Origin of the sequence: Shewanella sp. 3_MG-2023 (assembly GCF_030548765.1) — a bacterium.
In the GTDB taxonomy this organism is placed as follows: Bacteria; Pseudomonadota; Gammaproteobacteria; order Enterobacterales; family Shewanellaceae; genus Shewanella.
This window is the reverse complement of record NZ_JAUOSH010000037.1, coordinates 31,163-44,000: the sequence shown is the minus strand read 5'-3', so window position 1 is coordinate 44,000 and position 12,838 is coordinate 31,163. Positions and strand designations below refer to the sequence as shown.

Here is a 12,838-nt window from a genome sequence, read left to right as displayed (position 1 = left end):
GGCCTAGGACACCGCCCTTTCACGGCGGTAACAGGGGTTCGAATCCCCTAGGGGATACCACAATTTTAAAATTATTGGTTTATTTCGATAGTTTAAAACAAGCGTTAAGTTTTAGCCTACAGAACTTAATGAGTTATTCACTCTTTGGTAGAGTATAACGCCAGTCCGGGTCCCCTTCGTCTAGAGGCCTAGGACACCGCCCTTTCACGGCGGTAACAGGGGTTCGAATCCCCTAGGGGATACCACCTTCTTTTTTCTAAAAGAACATAAACCACTTAAATGTGGTTTTTTTGTGCCTAAAATTAGGCGAGTTGGTAGCGTGTTAAAAAAGCTCCAATGACGAATATGAGTAAATTTCCCAAAAGAACTCATCGCTAATATCTCATCGATATCTGTAACCTAATTCAAACAGCTCTTATCCATCATATATCCTATTACGGATATACTCGATCACACCAATTACAGCAACCAAGCGAAAACACTATAAAATCCTCCAATTGATAACTTCAAATCCGCCTTAGAGAGCTTTCAAACTAGAACGATTCAAACCAATACTAAGCACTGCCTACTCACAACCTGCTATTCAATTCATCAATTAGTGACTTTATTAAATTCATTAACTAAATCGCTATTCAACTCTGTGCTTATAAAGTCTTATTTAACTGTAAATTTGAGACAAAAAAAGAAGCCATTAAGGCTTCTTCTATAAACAATGACGAAATTATTTTCCCAAGAGGACTGACATTATACAGCAGCTTTACTTAGGCTTTGATAATGCGACAACCTGAATATAGCCAGCGACAGTAATACCAATAAGCCAACTGAACCCACAACAACACCTTGCCATTCAGCTTGAACCCAAAACATCATCAAGTAAGGCCCTCCAAGAGCTGCGCCGAGATAATAACTACAAAGGTATAGTGATGTTGCTTTAGCCCTGTGAGAGGACGCCCTGATGGCCACAAATGAGTTACAACAGCTATGGGTTAAAAAGAATCCACTTGCTGTTAATAAAAAGCCTATAACGATAGCAAATAAATTATCAACTAAGGTCAGTAAAGTACCCAAGAACATCACAACTAATGCGCCGCGATATAAAAATTCCACCCCAAATTTAACCACCCACTTTGCAGATAAGTACGAAGTAAAAGTGCCACTGAGATAGCATAAGAAAATTAATGTCGCACCGAAACGACTAAACCCATACGGCTCAGCCATGAGGTGTAATTGAATAAAACTAAACTGGTTTACCATCATCATAAACGCTATGCCACCAATGACATACACTAAGCGCATTTGATGATCCGTTAAGTGATAAACAAAGCCGCCAATATCTTGTTTTATCTTCAAAAAGGTACTTTGCTTATCTAATTGTGGGGCATTTTTTTGCTCACATCGAGGTAATAGATAAGTCACCAAGGCGATACCCGTTAAGGTCACCAAAAAATTCACCATCATTGCTGACTGCCAATCAAAGTATTGTGACAATAACCCACCCATCAGGCGTCCGCCAATACCACCAAGACTATTGGACATAATGTAAATACCTGCAGCTTTTAGCATAAAGCTCGCTGGCAGTTGCTCTTTAAAATAAGCCATCGCAATGGCTGGTACGGCAGCTAACAAAACCCCTTGCAGTAACCTCACCATCAACAAAGAGTCAAAGTCTTGTACAAAAATCAGTAAGATATTAGAGGCTGCGAGTAACCACATACTCACCATGATCGGCATTAACCGCCCGACTCTATCGGAAATAACCGCATACAACAGTAATGAAAATGCCAGTGAAAAACTGGTAAAAGATAGAATCAATGTAGCTCTAGCACCTGAAACCTCAAAGTGTTCAGCAATGGATGGCAACATCCCCTGCATGGCATATAGGTTTATATAAACCACGACAGATGCTAAGCACAAAGCCCAAATTAAGCGTATTTCAGATTTTGGCCGACAGGTTTTAGTCCTTGTAGATGCAGACAATTCAGGCACAACTTAAGCCTTAAATAAAAATTGATGAAGAATTTGATTATTACCCGAAAACCAACATAAGCAATGGCGGAAATATTAAGATGTGACTTATGCCCTAAAATGATTCTTAGGGCATTATATTTATAGGTTGAGTGAGTTAAACCTAACGAAAACTAATGAGGGACTTTTTTCATCACAACTTCAGTGGTGAACTTGTCGTTGTGGATGACTTGAAACTTTTCATAGGTTTGAAAAATTACCTGCTCATTGTAGGTAATCATTGCCACCACCCCATAATCCACCGCATCATCAATACCTTCAGCAGGTAAAGTAAACTTAAACGGCACTGGAGCTCTGGCAATATCGAAGGTCTTTTGTGAAATGATTGAACCTGGGGTATTAAAGTCAATAATGGCAATATTGATTTTACAGCCTTGAGGCAAGGCTATTTTTTCTAAGTAGCCCGCATAGCCATTAATAACCACTGGCGGCTCAGGTTGAACGGTGACACAAGCACTTAGCATTAATGTTAATAACGAAAATATCGCCATTTTAAATGAAAATTTCATAAATTATCCTTTTGTCATTCTAAGTAGGCCTTCTTGGGTTGCTGATGCAACTAAACGGCCTTGTTGATCAAAAAACTGCCCCTTTACAAAACCGCGACCACCGCTAGCATTGCTGCTTTCAACACTGTAAAGCAACCAATCAGAAAAGTTAAACGGTCTATGGAACCACATCGCATGATCAATAGTCGCCATCCTAACGCCAGGCGTTAAAAATGAAACCCCATGAGGCTGAGCTGCGGTGACTAAAAAATTAAAATCAGAGGCATAAGCCAATAAATATTCTTGTACATTATGATCCGTTGGGATTTTACCACTGGCACGCATCCAGATATATCGTTTGGGCTCAGTGGAATCAGGCGCGATGGGGTGCGAAGGGTTAACTAAACGCATCTCAATCGGTGAGTCAGTCATAAACTTTTCAAGTATTCTTGCTGGGATCTTATCTCGCATACTCACAGCAAGTTCTTGCTGATTAAGTATGCCTTCAGGCCCGGGGACATTAGGCATTTCAGCTTGATGTTCAAAGCCTTCCTCTGGAGCTTGAAAAGAACAGGTCATATAAAAAATTGGCCTACCCTTCTGAATCGCTTTTACGCGTCTTGCACTGAAGCTGCCACCATCACGCATATTTTCAACATCATAGACAATCGGTAACTTTTCATCACCGGCTCGTAAAAAGTAAGAATGTAAAGAGTGCACATGGCGATCTTCACTGACGGTTTGCTTAGCAGCGCTCAGCGCTTGCCCCATCACCTGGCCACCAAAAACATGACCAAAACCCAAGTCTTGGCTTTGACCGCGAAACAGCCCTAATTCAATTCGCTCTAGAGACAACAAAGACAAAAGGTCATTTAATACTTGGCTCATAATATTCCTAGCAGTTTATTTACTTATCACTAATATCATAGGTTAACTTAATAACCTTGGTTACTGGAAAATTTAATCGTAAATTGAGTCGCATATAAAATTAAATCTACCTAGAAGAAAAAATAGCATAACTTTTTCATCATTTGCGAGATCATAACCCCGTACAAAATCTCAAAAAATTGCTATGCTATTAGTCCATTCTAATTTAAATCAACACCCTGAAGCCTTAATTATATGCAATCTTGGATTTTAGCTATTAGACCACGTACTTTACCGGCTGCGATTGGTCCATTATTAATTGGTAATATTTTAGCACTACATTTAGAACTTTTTAGTTTTACAATTGCTTGTATCTCGATGCTGTGTGCTATTTTATTGCAAATAGCCGTAAACCTAGCCAACGATTATTTTGACTACAAAAACGGTATTGATACCGATGAGCGTGTTGGTCCAGTTCGAGTTACCCAAAGTGGCATGATATCTCCCAACAGTGTTCGAAATGCGATGATTTTGTGTCTTATTCTCGCACTTATCGTCGGCTCAGCACTGATTTTACACGGTGGTTGGCCTATCGCTATTTTAGCTGTAGCCTCATTATTAGGTGCCGTCTGTTACAGTGGCGGCCCGTATCCATTAGCTTCTCACGGTTTAGGTGAAATCGCCGCATTTGTTTTTTTTGGACTAGTGGCCGTAGTAGGTAGTTATTACTTACAGGCTGGGGAAACCAGTATCAGCGCTTGGTTACTTGGCAGCGCCATTGGTATGTTCAATGCCGCGATTATGCTCGTCAATAATACCCGTGATATCCAAACTGATACCAAAGCTGGCAAAAACACCTTAGCGGTTCGTATCGGCCAAGCTCAGGCAAGAGTGCTTTATCAAGCCTTAGTGTATTTACCCTTTGGGCTCATCATTGGCGGTTTTCTGATGGGCTACCTTGCTGGTTTACCGGTTTTACTCGCCGGGCTTTCCATCGTTTATGCCCGTCAGTTAAGTGGCGAGTTCAGTAACACCAGTGGTGAAGCACTCAATCCAATTCTAGGCAGAACCGCAAAACTCACAATGATTTTTAGCTTGTTATTTAGCATAGGTTTAGTGTTTAGTTTGCCGCAATAATAAAATATCACCAATAAAAAGGGCTTCTACTATTTAGTAGAAGCCCTTTTTTAATCTATTGATTTACAATAAGTCTTAAACTGCTTTTGCAATTTAAACTTTAGATAAGGTGCGCGCTTTAGCACTCCAATCTAAATGATACTTTTCACCCGCTGGCTTGTCAGTGCGTTCAAACGTATGAGCACCAAAGAAATCGCGCTGACCTTGAAGTAAGTTAGCAGGCAAAGTTTCACATCGGTAACTATCATAATAAGCAATTGCCGAGCTAATACATGGCGCTGGCGTGCCTTGCATCACTGATGCGGCAACCGTTTTACGCCAATTCATATGTTTAGCCGATAAGCTAGCACTGAAGGTATCAGCCATTAATAAGTTCGGCAGCTCAGCATTATCTTGGTAAGCCTTGGTAATTTCTTGCAAGAAAGTGGCACGAATAATACAGCCTGCACGCCAGATTTTGGCTATTTCAGCAAAATCTAAAGTCCAGTTTTGCTCTTTCGCGGCCATTGCCATTAGCTGGAACCCTTGTGCATAGCAGCACACTTTGGCGCAATATAGTGCATCTTCTAAGTTAGCAATAAATGCTGCTTTTTCTGCATCAGAAAGGGTTACAACCGCAGGGCCAGCAAGTTTGCTGTTAAGCTGTACTCGTAAATCTTTTTGAGTACTTACCGCGCGGGCATAAACAGCTTCGGCAATCGTAGGCGCAGGGCAACCAATTTGTAAACTGCTTACCGCAGTCCAAAGGCCTGTGCCTTTTTGACCCGCTTTATCAAGGATCATCTCAACTAATGGCTTGCCTGTTAGTGGATCGTCTTGCTGCAATACTTCTGCACTTATCCCCATCAGATAGCTATTCAAGCTGCCATTATTCCAGCCATTGAAAATATCACCAATTTCATGGGCACTTAAGCCTAATCCGTCATGAAGCAATTGAAATGCTTCGCAAATTAACTGCATGTCCGCATATTCAATGCCGTTATGTACCATTTTCACATAATGACCAGAACCCGCAGGGCCAATATAAGTGGTACATGGCTCGCCTTCAATAACAGGGTTTCCTGGCTCAAAGCGCTCTATTGGTAACCCTGTTTCTGGATCGACTTTAGCTGCTATGGCATTCCAGACAGGTGCAACGTATTGCCATGCATCTTTATTACCACTTGGCATTAAAGAAGGGCCAAATCGAGCGCCAACTTCACCGCCAGAGACTGCAGAGCTAAAGAAAACAAACTGACCTTTATAACGTGCTTCACGTTCTACAGTATCAGTCCATAAACTATTACCGGTATCAACGACAATGTCATCTGACTCAATGCCCGCTTCAATTAATGATTTACACACTCCATCAACAGGTCCACCAGCAGGAACTGACAGCACAATAACACGTGGCTTAGTTAGAGATGACAGCATTTCGGTAAGATTATTACAAGCCAGCATTCGGGGGGCTGAATTGGCTTTTCTTTCCGCTTGTTCTTGATTAATGGCAGCATTAACTTTGACAGTATCTAAATCAAAAGCAGCAACCTGGTAGCCATTATCAACGATGTTTAACGCGAGATTCTTGCCCATAACACCAAGGCCAATAACGCCGATGTCTGAACTGAATGGTAGGGTATTCATTTATTATTTTCCAAAGGTCGCAGAGATTAATCGCGTATAGCGAATCCATTTGGACGGTGATTATACTGATTTGTGTAACTAAATTACAGTCATAATACGTGCATACACTTTTGCCAAAAGCGGCATATTAGATCACCAACAAGACTCTGAAAAAAATTATTTATATAAGACAACACCTTAATCTAGATTTTTAACTTTAGATAAGGAAGTGATGCTTTGTTTATCCGAGTAAAAGTTATTTTGCATTTCCTTTTACTGGCATTAAAAACACATATCAATCTTTAAACCTGTTCACTTAACCAGCAATCCTAAATTGTATAGGTAAAGTGTACTTTCTCTAAATCCACCAGTTTTAACCAATTAAGCTAATGATTTAAAATTAGATTTTACCCCTCTGCCAATTAACACTTCTTGAATAAATTCCATTAAAAAATGTGATTAGGTTAATAAATACTACAATTAACCTGCAACCTATACCCCGAAATTGGTATATTCAAAAAATTCACATCAGCTACGGAAACTAATCAATGATTAACGCGACCACTCAAGACAAGCTTCAGCATCTTGATTACATGACATTATTAGTATTTTTAAGGCTATATGAATTTAAAAGTGGCAAGCTCACTGCTGAAGCTTTTAATGTTCCTCAATCAAAGATAAGCCGCTGTTTATCACGCTTGCGAGATGCATTTGATGACCCCTTATTTGTCAAAAAAGTAGCCGGTCTTGAAATTAGCGATAAAGCACAACGGCTCTACCCCATCATTAAAAAAATCGAGATAAACCACCTCGACTTAGCCCAAGAAATTGATAAAAGTAATGACAAACTTGATAACAAAGTTGTTATCCATGCTCCATCGGGCTTCACCAATGGCCTACTAAGAAATCTCTATCAATGTAGTTGCATGAGCGCCTGTGTGAAATCAGCGGTACTGCAAGACAATGGTCCCAATGATGAAGAAATGCTGCTAAATAGCCAATGTGATGTGGTGATAAGTTGCCAAGCATCTAGCCATGTAGGGATTCAAAATCAGAAAATATGTGAAGTGCGAGATACCTTCATTGTCGCAAGAGATGAGCACCCAATTTGGAATGAGATATACAAACCTATTCTTGATAGAGTGCTGAACTACCCGGTTATTTTGACCGAAGTGTTACACTTTAATAGTGACATTGAAGCCACACCACTGAAACAGTTTGCCGATAGCCGTAAACGCGAGCTCGACGTTGCAGCCAAAACCAATAATCTCAATGAAATTAGTGACTTCCTCGTTGGCACTGATGCCATCACGTTAGTGGTATCACAAGGCGCGGTTGATCACTTAACTCAAAATGAAGCAATTAGGGCGCAAATGATACCGAAAACAGAGCGCGCCGAACTGATGCGTAATAAGCCTAATATGAACCTGTATATGCAAACCCGAAAATCAGAGCGCAAGTTAACTGATTGCGTTAAACATAAAATTGCACAACTGGTTACTCAGGGCGCCAATGGCAGCGATGAAGCCTGTCTATTTGAAAAATAAACACCAGCGACATAAACGCCGAGCAATGCTCACAACATTTAGGTGAGCAAACAATGCAAAGGCTATTACTGAGTTCAATAAATAATTTTGATGCCGTTGCATCAAAAATAATAACCACAAGGTTTTTCAGTAAACTTATTCATAAAAAGCAGACTATTTGATTAAAAATAGTCTGCTTTTTTGTATCTATCCTTAAGGCCTTATCAGCTTGTTACTTCACTTAATCTCTGTAATGTTAATACTGCCTTTGCCATAGGCTGGGTGGCCTTTTTGCTGCTCTTCAGGTAATCGATTAATGCAATAATTGATATAGAAAATATTAAATACCACGGTGAAAAACTTGTTCATTTTGAAATCAATTCCAAAATTCACATGGGCATAGTCTTGTAATGCAGAACGGGCCCTAAATGACCAAAACACGTACAAGAAGAAAGCGCCAAAAAGTAACAAACTACCTACTCCACTCAATAACCCCATTGCACTGTGTGACAGCACACCACCAAAGCCAAAGCAAACCGCGATAGCGATAATAAAGTCGTCATCAGCGGTGCGAATTGATGTAATTGCATCCATTTTGGGATACTTAGCAAATAACCAAATTATCGGGTAAATACCACCAGTAAAAATGGTTAACCAAAATAGTCTGCTGGTTTTAGTATTAATCTTTTCTGGCAGTTCTTTAATGTTGTTCATAAAACTTGATCAAACCTTTGTCATATTTACTGGTTAACAGTCATCTTTCTCAATTTCAGCCACGAGTAACTGAATTCGAGAATACATCTAGTTTAACGATAGATAGAATACCCTTGCCGATTATAAAATAAAAAACATCTCAGTTTGATTAAATAACACTATAAATCAGCACTTAACTCTCAGTTTAGACCAAATTTAGTCCTTAATATCTTTATATTCGATAAAAAGGCGTTATCCATAAAAAAACGAGCCATCAGGCTCGTTTGTTAACATGACACACAAACTAAACCGTGAGTTCCTTGGCCAACGCATCAGCATAGCCCATCTTAGTTAATGCCGTGCGAATAATATCTAGCGTCATCGGATCTTCAATAGTGGCAGGCATAGTATATTCGTTATTGTCAGCAATCTTACGCATGGTGGCACGCAAGATTTTACCCGAGCGGGTTTTAGGCAGTTTTTGCACCGCGCTGACTAATCGAAAAGACGCCACTGGGCCAATTTCATGTCTCACCAATGCTAGTAACTCTTGATATAAAACTTCATCAGATAACTCGACGCCATTTTTAAGTACCACTAGCCCTAACGGTACCTGACCTTTGAGTTTATCTTGCACCCCAATAACCGCCGCTTCTGCAACCGCTGAATGTTGGCACAATACCTCTTCAAAGCGCCCAGTAGATAATCGGTGCCCAGCAACGTTAATAATGTCATCTATGCGGCTCATAATATACAGGTAGCCATCTTCATCAATATAGCCCGCATCGCCCGTTAAATAATAACCTTGATACATAGATAAATAGCTCTCCACATAGCGTTTATCGTTGTTCCATAAGGTGGTTAAGTTACCCGGTGGCAACGGCAGTTTAATCACCACATTACCACTTTCATTGGCGCTAACTTGCTCGCCCATGGCATCGAGTACTTCGACCTGATAACCGGGTACTGGTCTTGCGGGCGATCCCGCTTTAATCTCGATAGGATCTATCCCCATCAAATTCGCCGCAACTGGCCAACCGGTTTCAGTTTGCCACCAGTGATCGATAACAGGTTTGGCCAATTTATCTTGGGCCCAATTGAGCGTGTCGGGATCGCAGCGTTCACCCGCAAGAAATACTTGCCCTAAACACGATAAATCAACACCTTTAACTAATGCTCCGTCAGGATCTTCGCGTTTAATGGCTCGAATGGCCGTCGGCGCGGTAAAAAAGCTTTTTACATTATATTGTTCGATGATCCGCCAAAAAGCCCCCGCATCGGGGGTACCAATGGGCTTACCTTCATACATCAATGTTGTTGCGCCAACTAATAATGGCCCGTAAACAATATAAGAATGACCCACAACCCAGCCCACATCTGATGCAGCCCAAAACACATCGCCAGCGCCGATATTATATATGTGCTTCATAGACCAGATTAGCGCCACCCCATGGCCACCATTATCTCTCACCACGCCTTTGGGTTGGCCTGTTGTACCTGAGGTATAAAGCACATACAGCGGATGGGTCGCTTCAACGGCGACGCAATCCACTGACGATGCATGGCTCACAGCACTTTGCCAGTCAACGTCCCTTGGGCTTTGTAAGTCTGCAGTATATTGAGGTCGATTGAGAATAACGCAATGGTCAACTTGGTGAGACGCTTGAGCTAAGGCATCATCTAATAGCGGTTTGTACTTCACCACGCCTGACGGCTCAATACCACAAGATGCCGATAAAATAAGTTTCGGTTTAGCATCATTAATCCGGGTGGCTAATTCATTGGCTGCAAAGCCGCCAAACACCACAGAGTGAATGGCGCCTATGCGGGCACAGGCCAGCATGGCATAGGCGGTTTCTGGCACCATCGGCATATAAATGACCACTCTATCGCCCTTTTCAATGCCAATGGATTGCATGTAACCGGCTAACCGGCTCACTTGGGATAGTAATTCTTGATAACTAATACTGTACTGATTTTGGGTTACAGGACTTATGTATTCAATGGCAATGCGATCACCGTGGCCAGCTAACACATGACGGTCAACAGCGTTATAGCAGGTATTCATTTCGCCACCAGCAAACCATTGATAAAATGGCGCATTAGCCTCATCTAACACACTATCAAACAGCTTATCCCAGGTAATGGCCTTGGCAGCCTTTCCCCAAAACCCTTGTTTATCCTGTAAAGAATCTTGATGCATTTCAATCCCTAAACCAGCCATAAGCTACTCCCCACTGAACGATTGACCTTTCACGCTAAGTCATACCTTTAAATAACTTACCGTGAGTAATATTGAATTAACTTCATTATGGCGTGGTTAAAAAAGTTTCCCCATTAGACCAAGGGATATAGAAATCTCAGCAATAACACTTAAATAAAAACTTCAGTGTTATGATGCTAACTTAATGATAATTATAAGTTAGCACTAAAAATCACCATTAATTATTAACCTAATTAATGGCGTCTTTGCTACAATATTGAATTCACTATTCTGTCACTGCGCCATTCTTGCGCGCGGTAATCCCTAGGCCTTGGCAAGCTGTATTTACATTGTTTTTTAACAAAAACAGCCTTGGCAACTGGCGACAAACTTTACCTTTACGTAAACTTCATATATCTTGCATCAAAAGACGTACTTTTGGTGAAACGATGAGCGCAAATTTAAACCCACAATCCACTTATTCAATTAGTGATTTATCAAAGGAATTTGATATCACCACACGTAGTATTCGGTTTTATGAAGACCAAGGCTTAATAAAACCTAAGCGCCGCGGTCAAACACGTATCTATAGTTTAAAAGATCGTGTGCGCTTAAAACTGATATTACGAGGTAAACGTTTAGGTTTTTCGTTAGCGGAAACCCGTCGTTTGTTTGAGCTTTACGATGCAGATAAAAGCAGTACTTCTCAACTACAAACAATGCTCGATTTAGTAGAAGAGAAAAAAGCTTCTTTGCAGCAGCAAATGGACGATATCAAGGTGGTACTTATGGAACTGAACTCTGCTGAGCAGCAATGTAAGTCAGCCCTAGAGGAAAGTGTTAAATAGCGACTCATCATCGACAGCAAAAGATCCGTTTAACTGAATAATAACAGCAACAATATAAAAATTATAAGCCTAAGGAACAAGATAGTTTCACGGCGCAAATAGCTAATATTCAACAGGACACAAGACAATGACATCACTCTATACAAGCCTTAATTTCGGCCTGGGCGAAGACGTGGACATGCTTCGCGATGCCGTACATGATTTTGCCAGCAACGAGATTGCGCCCATCGCGGCGCAAGTTGATCAAGATAATGCTTTTCCTAACCACATGTGGCCAGTTCTAGGAGAGATGGGACTCCTTGGCGTCACCGTGCCTGAAGAGTATGGCGGCGCGAATATGGGCTACCTTGCCCATGTCGTCGCCATGGAAGAAATCTCCCGCGCCTCTGCTTCTATTGGCTTAAGTTACGGCGCCCACTCAAACCTTTGCGTTAATCAAATTAACCGTAATGGCAGCGCTGAGCAAAAAGCCAAGTACTTACCCAAATTAGTTAGCGGTGAACATATCGGCGCACTGGCCATGAGTGAACCTAATGCGGGCTCAGACGTGGTGTCAATGAAGTTAAGCGCCCGTAAACAAGGCGACCGTTACATTCTTAATGGTAACAAAATGTGGATCACCAATGGTCCTGATGCTGACACCTTAGTGATTTATGCCAAAACTGATGCAGACAAAGGCCCACATGGCATCACTGCATTTATTGTTGAAAAAACCTTTAAAGGATTCAGCACCGCACAAAAACTCGATAAATTAGGCATGCGCGGCTCCAATACCTGTGAATTGGTATTTGAGAATTGTGAAGTCCCTGAAGAAAATATCTTAGGCGGCCTTAACAATGGCGTAAAAGTACTGATGAGCGGCCTTGATTACGAACGCGTGGTGTTATCAGGTGGGCCGTTAGGCATCATGAATGCCTGTATGGATATTGTCATGCCTTATATTCACGAGCGGGAACAATTTGGTAAATCCATTGGTCAATTCCAATTAGTCCAAGGCAAGCTTGCCGATATGTACACCGGCATGAACGCTGCTAAATCCTACATCTATAACGTGGCCAAATCTTGTGACCGCGGCGAAACCACCCGTAAAGATGCTGCTGGCGCAATTTTATATAGCGCCGAGCTTGCCACAAAAATGTCACTGGATGCGATTCAGTTACTAGGTGGCAATGGTTACGTCAATGAATATGCCACAGGGCGTTTATTACGTGATGCCAAGTTATATGAAATTGGTGCGGGAACCTCAGAAATTCGCCGCATGTTGATTGGACGTGAGCTGTTTAATGAATCCAAATAGCTGTTAAATTTGGATAGCTAATCCAAATAGCTGTTAAATTTGGATAGCCAATCCAAATAGCTTCTAGAATTTAGCTAGTTAGCAGCACACTAAAAAATACATTCAACACCAAATTATTCAAAAGTTAACGTCAATAGCAAAGTGTTTAGTGC

General features: G+C 41.2%; 10 protein-coding genes and 1 tRNA gene. 5 read left to right on the top strand and 6 right to left on the bottom strand.

Annotated features, from left to right (window positions below):
* Positions 1–169: 169 nt before the first annotated feature.
* A tRNA-Glu gene (locus Q4591_RS17480) sits at positions 170–245 on the top strand.
* A 499-nt stretch (positions 246–744) separates the two neighbouring features.
* Here Q4591_RS17480 and Q4591_RS17475 read toward each other — a convergent pair.
* The 3 genes from Q4591_RS17475 to tesB all read right to left on the bottom strand — a co-directional run bounded on the left by Q4591_RS17475 (position 745) and on the right by tesB (position 3,401).
* The gene (locus tag Q4591_RS17475; RefSeq protein WP_241901100.1) at positions 745–1,977 is read right to left on the bottom strand and encodes an MFS transporter; all 1,233 of its coding nucleotides are present in this window, start codon (positions 1,975–1,977) and stop codon (positions 745–747) included.
* 161 nt (positions 1,978–2,138) lie between these two features.
* Positions 2,139–2,534, bottom strand: coding sequence for a YbaY family lipoprotein (locus Q4591_RS17470; RefSeq protein WP_076540422.1), 396 nt, complete (start codon positions 2,532–2,534; stop codon positions 2,139–2,141).
* A 3-nt stretch (positions 2,535–2,537) separates the two neighbouring features.
* Entirely contained in the window at positions 2,538–3,401 is an 864-nt protein-coding gene (gene tesB / locus Q4591_RS17465; protein WP_102477013.1) for an acyl-CoA thioesterase II, read from the bottom strand.
* A 234-nt stretch (positions 3,402–3,635) separates the two neighbouring features.
* Here tesB and Q4591_RS17460 point away from each other — a divergent pair, with 234 nt between their 5' ends.
* Positions 3,636–4,517 (top strand): 1,4-dihydroxy-2-naphthoate polyprenyltransferase, encoded by an 882-nt coding sequence (locus tag Q4591_RS17460; RefSeq protein ID WP_102439476.1) that lies wholly within the window; start codon positions 3,636–3,638, stop codon positions 4,515–4,517.
* Positions 4,518–4,610: 93 nt separating this feature from the next.
* Here the strand turns inward: Q4591_RS17460 and gndA are convergent, their stop codons facing one another.
* Positions 4,611–6,140: an NADP-dependent phosphogluconate dehydrogenase gene (gene gndA, locus Q4591_RS17455; RefSeq protein ID WP_303462131.1), complete on the bottom strand. Its 1,530-nt coding sequence runs from the start codon at positions 6,138–6,140 to the stop codon at positions 4,611–4,613.
* Between the two features lie 527 nt (positions 6,141–6,667).
* Here gndA and Q4591_RS17450 point away from each other — a divergent pair.
* On the top strand, positions 6,668–7,666 hold the full coding sequence (locus Q4591_RS17450; protein WP_303462129.1) for a LysR family transcriptional regulator: 999 nt from the start codon (positions 6,668–6,670) through the stop codon (positions 7,664–7,666).
* Positions 7,667–7,882: 216 nt separating this feature from the next.
* Here Q4591_RS17450 and Q4591_RS17445 read toward each other — a convergent pair whose 3' ends face one another.
* Positions 7,883–8,359: a hypothetical protein gene (locus Q4591_RS17445; protein ID WP_102477010.1), complete on the bottom strand. Its 477-nt coding sequence runs from the start codon at positions 8,357–8,359 to the stop codon at positions 7,883–7,885.
* 283 nt (positions 8,360–8,642) lie between these two features.
* The gene (locus Q4591_RS17440) at positions 8,643–10,562 is read right to left on the bottom strand and encodes a propionyl-CoA synthetase (RefSeq protein WP_102436308.1); all 1,920 of its coding nucleotides are present in this window, start codon (positions 10,560–10,562) and stop codon (positions 8,643–8,645) included.
* Positions 10,563–10,990: 428 nt separating this feature from the next.
* Between Q4591_RS17440 and Q4591_RS17435 the strand changes: the two genes are divergently transcribed.
* Positions 10,991–11,389, top strand: a complete 399-nt coding sequence (locus Q4591_RS17435; RefSeq protein ID WP_102436306.1) for a MerR family DNA-binding transcriptional regulator — start codon at positions 10,991–10,993, stop codon at positions 11,387–11,389.
* Positions 11,390–11,516: 127 nt separating this feature from the next.
* Complete coding sequence (locus Q4591_RS17430; RefSeq protein ID WP_102477009.1) at positions 11,517–12,686, top strand: isovaleryl-CoA dehydrogenase; 1,170 nt, start codon at positions 11,517–11,519, stop codon at positions 12,684–12,686.
* Positions 12,687–12,838 lie beyond the last annotated feature (152 nt).